Annotated in this window: 16 protein-coding genes; 7 read left to right on the top strand and 9 right to left on the bottom strand. The window is 58.7% G+C overall.

Translation table 11 applies throughout. From position 1 onward, the window contains the following. Window positions 1-118: 118 nt before the first annotated feature. Both NKH36_RS20505 and NKH36_RS20500 read right to left on the bottom strand, forming a co-directional pair. Window positions 119-1255: an efflux RND transporter periplasmic adaptor subunit gene (locus tag NKH36_RS20505; RefSeq protein ID WP_502912077.1), complete on the bottom strand. Its 1137-nt coding sequence runs from the start codon at window positions 1253-1255 to the stop codon at window positions 119-121. Window positions 1256-1334: 79 nt separating this feature from the next. Then, window positions 1335-1949: a TetR/AcrR family transcriptional regulator gene (locus NKH36_RS20500; protein ID WP_352962294.1), complete on the bottom strand. Its 615-nt coding sequence runs from the start codon at window positions 1947-1949 to the stop codon at window positions 1335-1337. A 318-nt stretch (window positions 1950-2267) separates the two neighbouring features. Between NKH36_RS20500 and NKH36_RS20495 the strand changes: the two genes are divergently transcribed. Further along, entirely contained in the window at window positions 2268-2621 is a 354-nt protein-coding gene (locus NKH36_RS20495; RefSeq protein WP_352962291.1) for a VOC family protein, read from the top strand. Window positions 2622-2830: 209 nt separating this feature from the next. Here the strand turns inward: NKH36_RS20495 and NKH36_RS20490 are convergent, their stop codons facing one another. Further along, the gene (locus NKH36_RS20490) at window positions 2831-3289 is read right to left on the bottom strand and encodes a YybH family protein (RefSeq protein WP_352962288.1); all 459 of its coding nucleotides are present in this window, start codon (window positions 3287-3289) and stop codon (window positions 2831-2833) included. A gap of 305 nt (window positions 3290-3594) precedes the next feature. On the opposite strand from NKH36_RS20490, the gene NKH36_RS20485 reads away from it, so the two are divergent. The 3 genes from NKH36_RS20485 to NKH36_RS20475 all read left to right on the top strand — a co-directional run bounded on the left by NKH36_RS20485 (window position 3595) and on the right by NKH36_RS20475 (window position 6436). Then, window positions 3595-3879, top strand: coding sequence for a hypothetical protein (locus NKH36_RS20485; RefSeq protein WP_352962286.1), 285 nt, complete (start codon window positions 3595-3597; stop codon window positions 3877-3879). A 131-nt stretch (window positions 3880-4010) separates the two neighbouring features. Then, complete coding sequence (locus NKH36_RS20480; RefSeq protein WP_352962283.1) at window positions 4011-4322, top strand: hypothetical protein; 312 nt, start codon at window positions 4011-4013, stop codon at window positions 4320-4322. A gap of 212 nt (window positions 4323-4534) precedes the next feature. Next, the gene (locus NKH36_RS20475; RefSeq protein WP_352962280.1) at window positions 4535-6436 is read left to right on the top strand and encodes a calcium-binding protein; all 1902 of its coding nucleotides are present in this window, start codon (window positions 4535-4537) and stop codon (window positions 6434-6436) included. Window positions 6437-7063: 627 nt separating this feature from the next. Here the strand turns inward: NKH36_RS20475 and NKH36_RS20470 are convergent. From NKH36_RS20470 to NKH36_RS20455, 4 genes are all read right to left on the bottom strand, one after another. Further along, the gene (locus NKH36_RS20470; protein WP_352962278.1) at window positions 7064-7396 is read right to left on the bottom strand and encodes a hypothetical protein; all 333 of its coding nucleotides are present in this window, start codon (window positions 7394-7396) and stop codon (window positions 7064-7066) included. Further along, window positions 7380-7703 carry an STAS-like domain-containing protein gene (locus NKH36_RS20465; RefSeq protein WP_352962311.1) on the bottom strand — a complete coding sequence of 108 codons (324 nt, stop codon included), beginning with the start codon at window positions 7701-7703 and terminating at the stop codon, window positions 7380-7382. Before NKH36_RS20465 ends, NKH36_RS20470 begins: the two co-directional genes overlap by 17 nt. Before the next feature lie 1237 nt (window positions 7704-8940). Continuing rightward, the gene (locus NKH36_RS20460) at window positions 8941-9891 is read right to left on the bottom strand and encodes a restriction endonuclease (RefSeq protein WP_352962275.1); all 951 of its coding nucleotides are present in this window, start codon (window positions 9889-9891) and stop codon (window positions 8941-8943) included. 291 nt (window positions 9892-10182) lie between these two features. Then, window positions 10183-11100, bottom strand: a complete 918-nt coding sequence (locus NKH36_RS20455; RefSeq protein ID WP_352962272.1) for a tyrosine-type recombinase/integrase — start codon at window positions 11098-11100, stop codon at window positions 10183-10185. Window positions 11101-11165: 65 nt separating this feature from the next. Between NKH36_RS20455 and NKH36_RS20450 the strand changes: the two genes are divergently transcribed. After that, entirely contained in the window at window positions 11166-11873 is a 708-nt protein-coding gene (locus NKH36_RS20450; protein ID WP_352962269.1) for a PhzF family phenazine biosynthesis protein, read from the top strand. 89 nt (window positions 11874-11962) lie between these two features. On the opposite strand, the gene NKH36_RS20445 is transcribed toward NKH36_RS20450, so the two are convergent. Continuing rightward, window positions 11963-12427, bottom strand: a complete 465-nt coding sequence (locus NKH36_RS20445; RefSeq protein ID WP_352962266.1) for a DUF417 family protein — start codon at window positions 12425-12427, stop codon at window positions 11963-11965. A 162-nt stretch (window positions 12428-12589) separates the two neighbouring features. Next, window positions 12590-14227: an acyl-CoA synthetase gene (locus tag NKH36_RS20440; protein ID WP_352962263.1), complete on the bottom strand. Its 1638-nt coding sequence runs from the start codon at window positions 14225-14227 to the stop codon at window positions 12590-12592. Between the two features lie 190 nt (window positions 14228-14417). Here NKH36_RS20440 and NKH36_RS20435 point away from each other — a divergent pair, with 190 nt between their 5' ends. Together NKH36_RS20435 and NKH36_RS20430 are read left to right on the top strand one after the other, a co-directional pair. Continuing rightward, window positions 14418-15383 carry a sugar-binding transcriptional regulator gene (locus tag NKH36_RS20435; protein ID WP_352962260.1) on the top strand — a complete coding sequence of 322 codons (966 nt, stop codon included), beginning with the start codon at window positions 14418-14420 and terminating at the stop codon, window positions 15381-15383. Window positions 15384-15470: 87 nt separating this feature from the next. Then, on the top strand, window positions 15471-17525 hold the full coding sequence (locus tag NKH36_RS20430; protein WP_352962257.1) for a bifunctional aldolase/short-chain dehydrogenase: 2055 nt from the start codon (window positions 15471-15473) through the stop codon (window positions 17523-17525). Window positions 17526-17554 lie beyond the last annotated feature (29 nt).

Raw genomic sequence — 17554 nt, 5'->3', positions numbered from 1 at the left:
GTGGGGGGTTACATCGACCTGCCGTCTCGCCAATCGGGCACCTGCCGCCCGGAAACCGTGAACCGCTTGACCTCGCGGCTTGCGCCGATGCGAGGAAAAGCCGTTTTATGCCTGGCCGTCAGCGCACGTGCTTGACGGCGTCGCCATCGTCCGCCGATGCGGACTGTTGCACCGCATCGCCAGCCAGCTTGACCTTCAGATTTTCGGTCATGAACTGTGTGCCCGCCGCAACGACCACATCGCCGGGTTTCAATCCTTCGGCAACATGCACACCGTCGGCGGTGAATTCGGCGACCTTGATCGGACGCGCATGGACGGTCTCGCCGTTGCGGTCCACGGTCCAGACGATCTGCTGGCCATCCTTTTGCGCCAGCGCGCTCAACGGGATCGAAACGCTTTGCGGGCTGCTCTTGGCCGCCGAAGCCTCGATGTTCGCGGTCATGCCGAGAAGCACGCGCGGATCGTTGGGCAGGCTGACGCGAACGGCGAAGGTACGCGACTGCTGATCGGCGCTGCCGGCGACTTCACGGACCTTGCCGTCGAGCGTCAGCGCATCGTCGGACCAGAAGCTTGCCTCGACGTCCTTGCCCGGCTTGAACTGGGCGATATCCGTTTCCGGCACGGCGACCAGCACTTCCTTTTCGCCATCGACGGCAACGGTCACAACCGGCGTGCCGGAGCCGACCACCTGACCGACATCGGCGGTGACTGATGTGACGATGCCGTTCCTGTCCGCCTTGAGGTCGGTGTAGAGGACCTGGTTCTTCGCCTGGTCAAGCGCTGAGCGGGCGGAATTGCGGGTGGCGACCGCCTGATCATAGCTGAGCGTCGCCTGTTCGAGCTGCGCTTTCGAGGCGAAGTTCTTGGCAAACAACTGTTCGGCACGACGGCGGGCAAGGCCCGTTGTCTCGACCTGCCGCTCGGCGGCCTCGAGGCTGGCCTCGGCACTCTTGACCGAAAGGTCGTAGTCGGCGGGATCGATGCGGGCAAGAACATCGCCCGGCTTCACGCGCTGGCCGATGTCGACCAGGCGTTCGGTGATCTTGCCGTTGATGCGGAAGCCAAGGTTCATCTCGGTGCGGGCGCGCACCGATCCGGAGTAGGAAAGTTCACGGGTATCGTTCGCCTTGGCGATCTCGACGACCTTGACCGGCCGGACGATGTCCTTGACCTCCACTTTTTCTTGCGAGCAGCCGGCGAGCCCAAGCGCCGCGACGACGACCAGAGCCGGACCAATGGCCGGCAGCCTGTTCATGATGGATTTGGACAAAGGCACTTGCGTACTCCCGAAATGGATATGGATTGCGACATCGCCGCCCGACAGGCGGAAACGGTCATTTCTTCAAAGCCCTGATGGCAAACTCGATAAGCTCGTCCGGCATCGCCCGGTTCTTCTTGGCAAGGCACTGGGCGACCATCTGCGGATGACAGAGGGTGATGATAGCGGCGCCGAAACACCGTGAAGCGACTTCCGGGTCCTGGTCGGCAAACTCGCCTGCTGCGATTCCCTCGCGGATCACCTCCTCCACCAGGGAGCGGATCCTGTCGATATGCTTCTCGATGACATGCCAATCGCGTTCGATGGCAACGACGACCATTTCGTGCACATTCTCCTGGTCGAGCATGGTGTTGCGGGTCCACTGATAATGGGTTTGCACGTAGCGGCGAAGCCGTTCGCTGGCCGTTCCGGGACTATGGCAGGCGTCGTAGGTCAGTTGATAGCAGGTAGCGAGCATACGGCCGCAAACGGCCTGGTGGATCTCAACCTTGGAGGCGAAGAAACGGTAGATGTTGGCCGTCGACATGCCGAGTTCACGCGCTATGTCGGCGACATTGGTTTTGCCGTAGCCGTAGTGGCGGAACAGCCGCTCTGCGCAATCGAGGATGCGCGCAACATTCTCCTGCCGGATCAGGTCGGCCGTATCGAGGGTATCAAGGGTATCATTCATCGTGTTTCATTAGCTCATTACGAGTGACGAATTTTGAATTTCGTCACTCGTAATTCGAAATCGCCCGCCTGTCAACATGTGACGTTACCTTTCTGGACGAGAGGTGACATCTATTGACACAACCTGAGCGTGAACAGCGTTAACGAAGCCTACTGCGAGCCGTGCACAGGCACCCCGCCGGTCCTTCAAGGTCCATCTCCGGCACTCTGCGGCTCAGGTGATCGGCGCCTGTTTTGTTCGAGACGTGCTCCGCAGCGCGCAGCTATGCGTTACCATCCAAGCTGTGGAGATATGGCAAGCTGTGAAAGGAGATATGGAATGACCGTCCTGCGCATCGTCTCGAATATCGCAACAGACAGCATTCCGGATGTTCGGAAGTTCTATACCGACTTGTTCGGGCTCGATGCCGTCATGGATCAGGGGTGGCTCGTCACGCTGGCGTCCAGCGAAACCACCGTCCCCCAGATCAGCATCGCCAGCGAGGGCGGCTCAGGCACCCCGGTGCCAGATCTGTCGATCGAGGTCGACAATGTCGACGCGGTTTATCTTCGCGCGAACGAGATCGGTTGCAGAGTGGTCTATGATTTGACCGACGAACCGTGGGGCGTAAGACGCTTCTTCATTGCCGACCCAACCGGCAAGCTGCTCAACGTGCTCTCCCACCTCCGCTAGAAATTGTCTGCAATACTGCACGGGCCCAATTGCGGTTCCCGGAGGAAAACCATGAGCAGAGCAATTCCATTTCATTTCATCGATGTCTTCGCGGTAGAGCCGCTGACCGGCAATTCACTGGCGGTGGTCGATTGCGGTGGCGAGTTGGCGCTCGCGGCCAGCCGGAACGCGCGCTGGCGGGGCTCAAATCGCCGCGCTGTTGGGGAACTCTACTTCTTGGCAGGGTTCGTATTCCAAATATCCCGATGCATTCGCCATTCGCCGTCGGCGCCCTTTTTCCAAACGACAATGTATTTGCCGATTTCCTCACTGATCTTGCCGTCACTGCCGGGAATCTTGATAGAGTAGGTGCCGTCCTCATACGCGAGAGTGCCGCTCTCCTCGACCTGCGCCGCTTTCAAGGTCAGATCGGTCAATCCTGCATCGATCCAGCTCTGCCACATCTTCTGAACGCTTTCGCGGCCGGCGATCCGCTCTTCATTGGGAGGAAACGCTACCGCGTCTTCGGTATAGTGTTGAGCCAGGCCTGTCGTATCCTTGGCGGCAAACTTCGCAACAAAGTCCGCATTGTTCGCCTCTATGCTTGATTGGGCTGTCTGGGCACCGGCAGGTTCGCCACCGCCGATAACTAGTGCGACGAAACAAAAAGTGGCTAGAAGGTAGCGCATCGAAGTCCTCCCTTTTAAAGCCGGCCAGCGAAGACCGTGTGCAGATGAAGACAACGAGGGCGATTGCTGGCTGTTGTCGGACATCGGCGCGCCCACTAAATACAGACGGGGCGTAGCAGGCCGCTTGCAGGGCCAATATGCGCTTACGCTAATACAATGACAATCCCGGCCAGACTTATCCATGGTCCCCACCGGCTTCCAGCGCTGTGGCCGCTCATGGTGCTGAATGACTGTTCGTGTGACGGGCTCCATTGCACCGGGAAGCCGGATAAGATCGTCGCTCATCGGAATATTCTCACTTCAGCTTGGTGGAAGATTCTACAGCCGGTCTTGACGATCAAGAAGAATGTTCCTTATTCGTTCTCATGGCGCACGATCCGATAGACACGCTGGGCAAGGCGACCCGGCACAACATGCTCGTCAAGGCAGAATGCAGTTGCGGCAACGTCCGCTACTGCCGTTCGGCGGACCTGATGATGGTCTATGGCGGCGGGCGATCCGCTGAAGCTGAAATTCGACTGCAGCCGCTGCAAGCCAACGGTGAAGATCACATTGCTCAGTTCATCCCGAGCACCTGCCCAAGCGCCTGATGATACATAAGCCGATGAAGATCGGCGGCAAGATCCATTGGACCACCGAGCGGTTCCGGGGATGAGCGGGCGCCTCAAGGTCCGCCTCGCCTATCAGCGTGGCTTCCAAATCGTCGAAGGCAGCATCGTTCTTGCTGCCTTCGAAAAGCCTGTCGAGGCCTTTAAGTTTCGTCCGCGACCGCGGCGCTCGGGTATGGCTGGACTGGGGCAGAACCGTGGTCGCCGGCCAAACTGGACAGTACGATTTTACCGCGAATTTCCTGCAATCTTCAGTCGGCCGCATTTTGAAGAATCAATGGGGTTCCCTCTCTGGAACTTGGTCCTGGTCGATCTCGACCTCCGATCCACGGTTCCGCCTCCATGGCGGGCAGCGCGGGAACGCCGAGACGAAAGAGCAAGCCGTATTCGAGCTCGAGCGCGAGTTCACGCGCTTCATTTCCTAGACGGAAAAATTCCGGCGCTAGTCACACCAGGGTCGGCGCTTGCCGGTCAATGGCCGCGCCGAAGCGCCCAGGGTTGAAGCGCCTAGGGTCAAAGCGTGACGATTGGTGTCCGTCGAAGATCTCAGTAACGTGTCGCTAATTGATTTAGCGCTAATATTGACCGCCGAGTAGGCAGGAATCGGGGCTACCCGAATCAGACGAGGGATATACGCATGGCCACGATGCACTTCACCTGGGGCGCCTCCGCTGCCCAGGCCAAGGCCTATGGCTTCAACCTGGTTGATCTTCAATACGCGTCATCGGTCAACGCGCTGCCGGATGGCTCGAAGGCTCTGATCTGGCTCGGCGAGAGCAATGGCGTAACCCAGTCCTTCATCGACAAGGTAACGCCTCTCCTCAACAATCCGAAGGTTTTTGGATTTTTCCTGACTGACGAGCCGGATCCCACCGGCAGATATCACACCCAAGTGAGCGCTGCCAACCTGAAGGCGGAATCCGACTGGATCCATTCCCATTTTCCGGGTGCCAAGACTTTCATCACCCTGATGGATATGGGGTCGTACACAGATTCGAATTATTCCAATACCTACAATCCTGCCAACACGGGGATCGATTATTACGGAATAAACCCTTATCCCGTGCGCACGACTGCGGTGGACTTCAACTACATCGACAGAGCCGTGGCTGCGGCGTTGGAAGCAGGCATCCCGCAGAGCGCGATCATTCCGGTCTATCAGGCGTTTGGCGGCGGCGGCTGGGCGACCAATACGGGCGGGTCATATGTCATGCCCACGACGTCCCAGATGCAGACCATGATCGACCACTGGGAAAGGCTGGTACCCAATCCTGCCTTTGACATGGCTTATAAATGGTCCTCGCAGAACGGCGAAACCTCGCTTGGCAACACTCCGGAGATGCAAGACTTTTTCCTGCAGCATAACACCAGCCCGCCCGACGATACGCTCTACGGCACCAGCGGAGCCGATGTACTCCAGGGGACCGGTGCCCACACGATGATCGGCTACGGTGGCAACGACACCTACTACGTCGACAATGCCGGCGACAAGGTGGTAGAGGCGGCCGGCGGCGGCACCGACAGGGTGCTCACCTCGCTGAACTATGCGCTCGCGGCCGGCTCCGAAATCGAGCTTCTCGCCACCACGAATCCATCTGGCACGACGGCAATCAACCTCTCCGGCAATGAGTTCGCCCAGATTATCCAGGGCAATGCCGGCGCCAATGACATCAACGGCCTCGACGGCGCCGACACGATGACCGGCAACGGCGGCAACGACACCTATTATGTCGACAATGCCGGAGACAAGGTGATTGAGGCGACCGGCGGCGGCACCGACAAGGTGCTCACCTCGGTGGCATACGGGCTTACAGCCGGCGCGCAGGTCGAGCTTCTCACCACCACCAACGCTGCCGGCACGGCAGCTATGAACCTCAACGGCAACGAGTTCGCCCAGACCATCCAGGGTAACGCCGGCGCCAACAACATCAATGGCGGCGGCGGTGCTGACACGATGATCGGCTATAGCGGCAACGACGGCTACTATATCGACAATGCCGGCGACAAGGCGATTGAGGCGGTCGGGGGCGGTCGCGACGTCGTGGTCACCACGGTGAGCTATGCGCTTGCGGCCGGCTCGGAGATCGAGCTTCTCGCCACCAGGTATCCGACCGCCACAGCTGCAATCAACCTCACCGGCAACGAGTTCGCCCAGACCATCCAGGGCAATGCCGGAGCCAACGTCATCAACGGTGGGCGAGGCGCCGACATCCTGACCGGCAACGGTAGCAACGACACCTTCGTTTTCAATAGCGCCCTTGGTAACGGCAATGTCGACAGGATTACCGACTTCAACCCGTCCCAGGACAAGATCCATCTCGAGAATGCCATTTTCGCCGGGCTGGGCGGGGGCGCGCTCACATCCGCCGCTTTCTTTGCGGGTGCATCCGCGCACGACAGTTCCGACCGTATCCTCTACAACAATTCAACCGGAGCGCTCTCGTTCGACAGCGACGGGATCGGCGGCGCGGTTCAAACACAATTCGCCACTCTCTCTCCAGGTCTGTCGCTTACGGAAGATGCATTCTTTGTGATTTGAATAAGTTGGCGAAGGCGTCCGACAAGCCGATCGCCAAGAAGAAAATTAGCGATCTAATGATTGTCTGTGGGGCAGCCAGCGCGCATACCGCCGATAGCGAGGACACTCCTCAAGCAGATTCGCAACTGACGGGTTTTACATTTCGGATGTAACCCATTGATATCATACAAGCGACTTTTCGCCTGTTTTACAGGCAAGCCATTGGAATCCGGCCGAAAGGGCTAGCTTCCCAAGCTGACAGTATTCTGTTTCTGCCTTGATCAGCTCCCAAGCCGCGGCGCCCTTCCAAAGTCGTTCGCGCCTATTCGGCCAAGAGACAATCATTCCAGCCCCGCCGGAGCGGTGCGGACTTGGGCGGCAATCTTGAGGGCCTCGCGGCCGCTCTACTGCCGAACTCCAGCTCTATCCAAAATGCGAGTATTTCCAGTGATCAGGTCAAGACCGCACCCAAAAAAATCAAAGTCATCGGATACAATGGCATGGCCTCGTGAGATACAGTAGTCGCGCAATATAATATCACTAAAATCCATGTGTCCGCGTCCAGCCTCTTTCAATACGCCGCTGATGCTTGCAGGGTCCACATCTATCGCCTCAAACTTGCAATCGGACAAAATTCCATCACAAATCTCACGTTACGCCGGTCATAAATTCAGAGAACTCGGCACTTTTTCTAAGCTTTTTATAACTTGGAAAGGTTCCGCTTGAACTTGTTGACGTGAATTCATTTTTTCTTATGTCGTATTCAATTTTACAAACTCTATTGAAAAACTCCCCAAGGATGTAGTCATTTATCACAATTGAATTGTCGCTTTTACGCAATTCGGCGAAGAACTCGCTATAACCGACACCAGCACTACGATGCGGATCGATACCTTCGAGTGAGATCCAGACATTTGTATCCAGAAGAACGCTTCGGCCCTTTAGGATACACCCGCTCTTAACATCATATATCGCTGTCATCGTCGTCCTCGGCGTGCGAGCTGATGGCATTTGCGACAATATCGGGTCGGGTGAAGAATATTTTTGCGCGATCGACTACAAGTTTCAGCCGCGTGAGGTGCCATGGCTCTGCATCTATTGGAGGAGCAAGGTGTTTGCGAATGTGCTCTTCGGGGAATTCGTTGTACAACTGACCTACAGCAGCGTTTAAGAAGGCGGTCGTCATGCGACTTATACCCGAAAAGGATAGCGTTACCCTATCGCCCGAAGCGACGTGACGCTGAACGACTTCGTAAACCTTTTGGCCATCCGAGGTCGAGACGCAGATGCCGCCACCTCAGGGCGGCGATCGAAATGGTTACGTTCTTCATTAGGTTTTCACCAGATATCTCTCGGGTCGGGAGCTGAGCCAAGATCGTATTGATTTCGGTCTGACGTGACTATCTCAAAAACCACGGATGTCCCAGGGAAGCCCGTAGGCAGCGCGTGACATGTCACTCTTGATGCGGACTGGCACCAATAACCACCACCGGACACAATTGTCAGCTCCCCCCCGTTCGATTGAACAAATGATCTTATGAGTTTAAGCCCGAGGCCGCCTGGGATGTCTCCCGACCGCGTTGTGCTGCCGGGCAGCATCGCCCAATTTATAGCCTCATGTGGTCGGATTGGGGTGCCATATTTGTCCACGTATGCGCCGACGATCCCTCGTCCTCCGTCCGAGATGGCAAACGCCAAATTCTCGTAACGTGGATAGAATTGTCCACTTACGCTGACGGATGGAGAATTAGAGTGCAGCGCACAGTTGGCAAAAATTTCATCAATCCCCTCGTAGAATTTAAGCGTCAGCGCCTCCGTCATCCTTGGCATCTCTGGGCGCTTCAGGTGCATTCTTGCATATTGGGAGAATAGGACACCGTTATTCGGGTTGAATTCGGTCAACGGCATCGTTGTCCTGTAAATATCGTCCTTCTGTGAGCCAAAAATTTATTCTTTTGTAATATGGTCTGAACCTGCTGGTCCATGTTCAAGAAGCTTACGATGTTCCCTCTCATCTGCGTTGCTCTTATTATTATCATTAACGCAGCAGCAAGATGGGCGTCGAGCCATTTCACTCCTTTGAAATCTATATGTATTGCGTTGAAAAATACGGCAGAAGCGATTGATAGATCGCGCCCAATGTATAAAATCCGGTCGCGCTTGTTCGAATATCACGCGCACCAACGGGGATCACGACCGTTGCGGTCATTGTGGCCCTTCTCGCTTCCAGCAGACAAACAGCATTTATAAAATTGCCGTGCATGCATAACCCTAGACGGTGTCGCGGAACAGGGCCGTCGGCACGATCTTGATAACGCACGCCGGGTATTAGGCGTCGCGACTGGAGGGCGACACGCCCCGGAAGACCCCGATAGCCTCTATGTAATCGGCCTCATATTCGGCAGTCCCTTGATCGACTCCAAACTGCCAAAAAAAGCGGAGGTTAAGGCGTCCTGATTCGCCCGCCGCACAGCATCGCCCCCATTCATCGCTTCGGTCTTCTAGATCTGCGCCGAACAGGAACTTCAAAAGGTCTCGTCCAGTAAAATTTCTTCAAGTCCCTTGTCTGGAACCATCATCCCACGTTCATTTTGGACGTACAATTTACAAAGCGATTCCAGTTTTTGGCGGCCCGCAAGGACGACAAGTTTCGTGGACACTTCTACCCTGGCCCGCATTACCTCACTTGTGAGCCCAGAGGTCGAAAGCAGCAGACCTCCCTTTCCAGCATTTGCCACGACAACGTCTATGAATCTTTCGACGATGTCTTGACCGACCTTCTTCGGTTCCGACCATTGCTTTACCTCCACAAAATATACGAATCCTTCAACCTCCAATTCCAGATCAAAACCGCCGTCCTTACCGGACCTCGTCAGCTTTGTGCCGTAACCAAGTCCCTCGAAGATCTCGCGCAAGACGCGCTCCAGATCGCGCCACTCAACTGCGCCCATCTCGGGGTGGAAAGCGATCCGTCTAGCAACCTCGCGCATTGCGTCGCGAATTATAGAATTCACCGTGCGGATCGCCTCGGCTTCCTCGGTTTTTAAATTCTCTCGAAGTGCTGCAAATTGCTCTTTGATGAATGCGGATCTGGCGGGGCCGTTGATTCTATACGGCTGTCTTGGGTCCAGTGGGCGAGTCCCTTTGGGTCTGCAAGGATCGGAATATTCACGTTCTATGTCCGCGATCGCGGCTTCAAGTGCATTGTTTTGGTCTTCTGAAAACTCTTTCGACGCGCCAGTCTCTTGTAGATGTTGTGTCAGGGTCTCCCGTGCATTCCGATAGACCAAATTCCGATCACCCTGGGTCGGATCGTCGTCCAATCTGACGAAAATGCGCTTCACGACGGAATAGAAATCGGTGGCGTCAGAACTGGCAGCTTCTCGACGGTGAAAAATTCGAGATACAGCAACATCTGTCCAGCGAAAAAAGCGTCCCGCAATTGACGACCAGTCCACAGTGAATCTGCTCGCCACTGTTTTCAACTTTCCCGCTTCGGCCGTTAGGCTGGCAAATCTTCAGATTACAAATGGTGACGCCACGTTAACCACGCAAGCTGCATCAAGCCACGGCCGATCACCGCGGTGCACGGGAGCGCGCTTGCGGGATCTGAACGGGGGGACAAACGGGCTCCGACCAAGTCAAAAAGTGGGACCAGCGCGCCGAAAAACATAATGAAACTGCGCGATCTTGATCTGCCCCACTCTCTCGGAAGATGTTGAAATTCTTCGCTTTAGGCACATCGGCTAGGGGCACCACCCTATTTTTTAGGCACTGATTTTCCTCAGCTTTTTGCCTGTTTTTGTCCCACTTTTTTCAACCGCTTCGATTGGTGGGACAACTTCGTCCATTTTTTGTTCCGCGGTGAAGAGCAGTTTGTGGGCGGCGCGGCCGGCGATCAGTTTGCGTCTGGCCTTCTTCGTGTAGAGAGTTGATTGCGTCTTGGTGACCCAGCCATAGATCGCCATCAGCTCTTCATCGGTTGCGCCGTTCTCGGCCGCGATGGTGGCACCAAGCTTGCGCAGGCCATGCATCGAGCATTGCGGCAGGTCAGCCTGGTTGCACCAGTCACGCATTTTGTTGCCGAGCGAGTTCACCGTGAACGGGCGCTTCCATTCCGATTCCAAGAACGTCATGACGCCGGCAGCGCCGGCATCGATCTCGTCCTGCAGGATCGGCAGGATCGGCAGCTCGATTACGACGCCGGTCTTCTTTGCGGTTTTGCCCGGCCGGATCGACAGCCATCCGGCCTTGACGTGCTGCTTGCCGGCGATGGCAAGATCCTCGCGCCGCAGGCCGGTGAACATCGCCAGATAAAGGGCCAGGCGCGGCTTCGACCCGGCAGGGTGCCGCCGCTTGTAGGCTTCGAACTCCTCGACAGTCCATGTGTGGAAGCCGTCGCCGGAATACAGCCGCTTGATGCGCAAGGCAGGATTGGATGTTGCCACGGCATTGTCGACCGCCCAGCCGAACATTGCCGAGATGACCTTGACGACGTCGTTCTGGGCTCCAAGCGTCGAGCGCAGTTCGTCCCGGATTTCGAGGACGTGCTTGCGCTCCATCAGGGCGAAGGGCAGCGTGCCACGCTTCCTGCCCTTGTGCTTGCTCTCGCAGATATCGTCGAGGATGACCGACCGGCGCGCCAGCAGCTTGGGGGAAAGCTTGCCGCATGCAGAACATTGCACGTGAGTTCAATCAGTCCGAGACCACCTTTGTCCTGCCGGTGACCCGGGCGGACGCCGATTGGTAATTGCGCTCTTTCACGCCGAAAGGCGTAGAGGTTTTCGGTGCAGGCGGCCACAATACGTTAGGGGCTTGGTGGTGGCTCGCTGCAGCGGGGCGGCTCGATCTGGGCGATGGCCCAACATGGTTTCACCAACAGATCGGCGACTTGGTGTATCCATTGGCTATCTGGCAAAGCCAGGGGAACCTCGAAAAGATCATTATGCAGCAAGAAGCCCCAGTAGCCGGCCGGCAGCTCTCAAACCTTGGCGCTCTTGCCACGGTACTCGGCCTTAATACGGAAGAAATAGCGGCTGAGGTCGCGCCTTGCCAGGTGGTCTCGACCGGTGCTGCCCATCTCCTGGTGCCGATCCGCGATCGCGAAGCCGTCGACCGGATTTCGCCTGATGCCAAACAGCTTTTCGACCTGCTCAACAAGGTCGGTGGGGAAGGCTGCTACGTCTTCTCACTCGACCCGCGACAGCCCGAAACCACGGCGTATGCACGCTTTTTCAACCCGACTGTCGGCATTTCCGAAGATCCGGCAACCGGTACGGCGGCTGGTCCGCTCGCCGCACATCTCGTTGCACACGGTCTTGCGCAGCCCGGCGTAATCAAGATCGAGCAAGGCACGGCTCTCGGACGTACCAGCATCATCGAGGTAGATGTAGACGCCGGCTCAGTGAGCATTTCCGGACGCGGCATCGTGGTGGCGAGCGGGGCGCTTTGGATCTAGTCGAAGGTTGCAAATCCGGTTGCCGCGGCGAACCTGTGCCCCGCCATTTGGCGCGCTGTGCGGATGACGTGGTCGACCACGCCTTCGACTCAGATCCGCTTAGGTAGCGATCTGTTCAGTCTGTTCAGGCTTTCGCCCAGTATGACAAGCGCGATGCCGAGCAGCGCAATGTCCTTGATCAGGAACTGACCGGCAGGACCGAGCGCGGGAAAGCCCAGCGCAGGCTCCCAGATCGGCAGGGCAACCATGATCGAACAGGTGACCAGGAAAATCAGGGCGGCCAATGCCCCGCCGGCGACACCGGCGCGCGTCGACCAGGGAGAGGCAATCAGCAGAAGCGCGGTCGCGATCTCGACGACGCCAAGCACATAAGAGGCACCAGCTTCACCGAATACCGGATACATCCAGGCGAGCCAAGGCGTGCCGCCGATCAGCGGCTTCAACGCCTCGATCTCAACAGCCGTGAACTTCATCCCGCCGATCATGAGAAGCGGCAGTATGACCCCGATCAGGGCTAGGATCCGCCCGGCTTTGCTGACCGCGGTGTTCTCCATCGGAATGCTCCTCCTGCTAGATCTTCTTCCGTCGGCCGGGTTCTGTATCGAGGACGATCGGGAGGCACTCGATCCGACACTGAGGGAATCTTTTTTGCTCCGTTCTTGTTGGGCATAGCTGGGCCAACAATGATCTGACACGGATTATGGGTCCTGCCCTGCCTACCCCTTCGCCATCTCCCTCAGCCTGAACTTCTGGATCTTGCCGGTCGAGGTCTTCGGGATTTCGGCGAAGATCACCGCTTTCGGCACCTTGAAGCGGGCGAGCAGCGCGCGGCAGTGATCGATGATCTCGGCTTCGGTCGCCGTCCTGCCCGGCTTCAGCTCGACATAGGCGACCGGCACCTCGCCCCATTTGTCATCGGGCCTGGCGACGACGCCGCAGGAGGCGACGGCGGGATGCTTGTAAAGCGCCTCCTCGACCTCGATCGATGAGATGTTCTCGCCACCGGAAATGATGATGTCCTTGGAGCGGTCCTTGAGCTGGATGTAGCCGTCGGGATGCATGACACCGAGGTCGCCTGAATGGAACCAGCCGCCGGCGAAGGCCTCGTCGCTCGCCTTGCGGTTCTTCAGATAGCCCTTCATGACGATGTTGCCGCGGAACATGACCTCGCCGATCGTCTCGCCGTCGGCCGGCGTCCCCTCCATCGTCTCGGGGTCCATCACCGTCAGATCCTCGAGCGCGGCATAGCGCACGCCTTGCCTGGCCTTCCTCGCCGCCCTGAGACCCTTGTCGAGCCCGTCCCACTCGCCATGCCATTCGTTGACGACGGCCGGGCCATAGGTCTCGGTAAGGCCATAGAGGTGAGTGACGGCAAAGCCTGCATCGGCCATGCCCGACAGCACTGCTTCCGGCGGCGGTGCCGCGGCCGTGCTGAAGGTGACCGTCTGCGGAAATTGCCGCTTGTCCTCTTCCCCCGCATTGATCAGCACCGACATCACGATCGGCGCGCCGCACAGATGGGTGACGCCATGATCGGCAATGGCGTCATAGATCGGCTTCGGCCGCACCCAGCGCAGGCAGACATGGGTGCCGGCCTGCACGGCCAGCGTCCATGGAAAGCACCAGCCATTGCAGTGGAACATCGGCAGCGTCCACAGATACACCGCATGCTTGCCCATAGCGGCATGGATGGTGTTGGCGTAGGCCATCAGTGCCGCACCGCGATGATGATAGACGACGCCCTTCGGATTGCCTGTCGTGCCGGAGGTGTAGTTGAGCGAGATCGCATCCCATTCGTCGTCCGGCATCGACCAGGCGAAATCCTCGTCGCCACCCGCGACGAAGTTCTCGTAGTCGAGCGTGCCGATGCGCTCGCCCTTGGGATAAGGGGCATCAGTGGCGTATTCGGGATCGTCATAGTCGATGACCAGCGGTTTTACCTTAGCCAGCGCCAGCGCCTCGCTGACGACGCCCGCGAATTCGCGGTCGACGATCAGCACCTTGGTTTCGGCATGGTCGAGTTGGAAGGCGATGACCGCGGCATCGAGGCGGGTGTTGAGCGAATGCAGCACCGCCTTGGTCATCGGCACGCCGAAATGCGCTTCCAGCATCGGCGGCGTGTTGGACAGCATGACGGTGACGGTGTCGCCCTTGCCGATGCCGCGCCTCTGCAGCGCCGAGGCAAGCTTCAGCGACTGCCGCCAGAAATCACGATAGGTCGTGCGCTGGCGACCATGGATGATAGCAAGATGGTCGGGAAAGGTCTTTGCCGCCCGCTCGAGATAGCTGAGCGGCGTCAGCGGCTGGTGGTTTGCTGGATTCCTGTCGAGATCCTGTTCGTAGGGATTGCCCATCCCGTCCTCCCCTAATGTCTGATCGAGACCTTCTACCCCACAGGCTTCCGGCCCGTCACCACCAACGATGCCACGATAGGGCGCATTTGGCACAATGATGATTTAGATAAAGCAAGCGAAAGGGCATCGTTTACTCTCGCTCGGTTTGACTTTTGTCGAGAGCCGTGAATAATGTCAGCAAGGAGATGGCATGGCGATCCGACCGGCAGAACAGCTTATTCACAAGGCCGCCTGGCTCTACTATGCCCACGGCTTGCGCCAGGACCAGGTGGCCAGCCAGCTCAAGATTTCCCGAGCCTCGGTCGCCATGTATCTGCGCAAGGCGCGCGAGACCGGCATCGTCAACATCTCGACCTCGACCCAGCTTTTCACCGACAATGTCATGGCGCGCAAGCTCGAAGACGCATTCAAGCTCGATGCCGTCTGGATAGCGCCGGAAAACGGCCATGTCGCCGATCCGTCGACCGACATCGCGGTGCTGGCGGCCAGCGTCTTTCTCGAACTGATCAAGAAGGGCGATCGCATCGGCGTCGCCTGGGGACGGACCATCTATACGATCGCCGACATCATGTCCTATGCCGATCTGCAGGATGTCACGGTGGTGCAGCTCTGCGGCAATCTGGGAGCCCCCTATTCCTACCGGCCCGACCAATGCACCATGGAAATCGCACGCCGGCTCAATGCCAAGGGGCTCAATTTCTATGCGCCGCTGGTGCTGACGACGGAAGAACTGGCGCGCGGCCTGCGCGCCGAGCCGGTGATCCGCGAACAGTTGTCGGGCATCAGTGCGTGCAATCTGGCGCTTTACTCGGTCGGCACCGTCGACGCCGACAGCCATGTCGTCAAATGCGGCGCGCTGACTGCGAGCGAAATGGATGTGCTGCGCCGTGCCGGGGCTGCCGGCGTCATCGCCGGGCAGATCATCGACGCGCAAGGCAAGGCGCTCGACTGCAGCTACAACCGGCGGATCATTTCGGCGGAGCTGTCATCGCTGCGCAAGATTGAAAAGCGCCTCGTGGTGGTGCAGGAGGACAGCAAGTTCGGACCGCTGGTGGCGGCGATCGCAGGTGGGCTGTGCACGCATCTGGTGGTCGGCGCACGGATGGCGCGACGGCTGCTCGACCATGCCGGACCGGCAGCGGAAAAGGTCGCCTAGATACGCAAAATTCCGCCGCGGGCGCATTGTCATCAAGGCGCCGCGGCGTTCCTGTTCACAAACAAAGAGAAATCGGACGAAGCGAACATGAAGAACCTGTGGAATGACGGCGACGCGGAAAAGCTGGTTGCCGACTATGCAACAAAGGGTGTGGCCCGCGACCTGGCGCTGCGCGTCTACACGACCAGGCTTCTGGGCGGCGAACCGCGGCTTGTCCTACATGGCGGCGGCAACACATCCTGCAAGACAAAGGCCACCGATCTCGTCGGCGACGAATGGGACGTGCTCTGCGTCAAGGGCAGCGGCTGGGACATGGGCGTCATCGAGCCGCAGGGCCTGCCGGCGGTCAAGCTCGGCGCGCTGCTGAAGGCGCGATCGCTCGAAAAGCTCTCCGACGAGGATATGGTCGCCCTGCAACGGGTGAACCTCATCGATCCGTCTTCGCCGAACCCTTCGGTCGAGACGCTGCTGCACGCTTTCCTGCCGCATAAATTCGTCGACCATACGCACTCGACCGCCGTTCTGGCCATTGTCGACCAGGACGATAGCGAGGCGCTGAGCAAGAAGGTCTTCGGCAATAAGATGGGGTTCGTGCCTTATATCATGCCGGGCTTTGACCTGGCGATGGCGGCTGCCGACGTCTTCGATGCGGACCCGACGGTCGAGGGCCTGATCCTCGACAAGCATGGCATTTTCACCTTCGGCGACGATGCCAAGCAGGCCTACGACCGGATGATCCATTATGTGAATGTCGCCGAGGATTTCATCGCCAGCCCCGGCAAGCCGCGCATCGAAAAAGCCGCCTTGCCGGCCAGGCTGGCGAAGCCTGCGGAAATTGCGCCGATGCTGCGCGGTGCAGTGGCGGTGGCGCGCGGCGAAGGCCGGTTCGATCGCATGATCAGCGATTTCCGCACCTCGGAGGCGATCGTCGATTTCATCAATTCGGCCAGGATTGCCGACTATGCCGGGCGCGGCGTGTCGACACCCGACCTGTCGATCCGCATCAAGACCGGACCGATGGCGCTGCCGGCGCCCGACGCGGACAAGATCGGCGACTACAAATCCGACATTCGCCAACATGTCGAGACGTTCGCCAAGGACTATCGCGCCTACTTCGAAACCAACGATGCGCTCGACGATGTGAAGCGCACGATGCTCGACCAGATGCCGCGGCTGACGCTGGTGCCGGGCCTCGGCATGTTCGGCCATGGCCGTACGCTCAAGGATGCGAAGATCGCCTCCGACGTCGGTGAAATGTGGATCGAGGCGGTGCGCGGAGCCGAAGCGGTCGGCGATTTCCGTCCGCTGTCCAAAGCCGACCTGTTCCCGCTCGAATACTGGTCGCTGGAACAGGCCAAGCTCGCCTCCAACAAGCCGAAGCCGCTGACCGGCCAGATTGTGCTGGTCACCGGCGGCGCCGGCGCAATCGGCGCCGCCACGGCAAAGCTGTTCGCGGACAACGGCGCCCATGCCGTCGTCGTCGATCTCGATGCGTCAAGGGCGGCGGAAGCGGCGAAGAAAGCCGGCAACAGTTCGATCGGCATCGGCGCCGACATCACCGATCCGGCGCAGATGCGCGCTGCGTTCGACAAGGCGGTCGCCGTCTACGGCGGCCTCGACATTCTCGTCTCGAATGCCGGTGCGGCCTGGGAGGGCAGGATCGGCGAGCTCGACGACGCCACTTTGCGCAAGAGCTTCGAACTGAATTTCTTCGCCCACCAGTCGGCGGCGCAGAACGCGGTGCGCATCATGCTCGAACAGGGCACCGGCGGCGTGCTACTGTTCAACACCTCCAAGCAGGCAATCAATCCGGGTCCGAAGTTCGGCGCCTATGGCATACCGAAGGCGGCGACGTTGTTCCTGTCCAGGCAGTATGCCCTCGACTATGGCGCCCATGGCATCCGCTCGAATGCCGTCAATGCCGACCGCATCCGCTCAGGGCTTTTGACCGACGCCTTGATTGCCAGCCGCTCGGGCGCGCGCGGCGTGTCGGAAAAGGAATACATGGCGGGCAATCTGCTCGGGCAGGAAGTGACGGCCGAAGACGTGGCCCAGGCCTTCCTGCATCAGGCGCTGGCCGAGCGGACCACCGCCGATGTGACGACGGTGGACGGCGGCAACATCGCGGCGGCGTTGAGGTAAAAACAGCCCAGACGCGAAAAGAGCGGCCC

The organism is Mesorhizobium sp. M1312, assembly GCF_040318115.1.
GTDB lineage: Bacteria > Pseudomonadota > Alphaproteobacteria > Rhizobiales > Rhizobiaceae > Mesorhizobium.
Note: the sequence above shows the minus strand (reverse complement) of the source record. Positions and strands in the feature narration are given on the sequence as shown.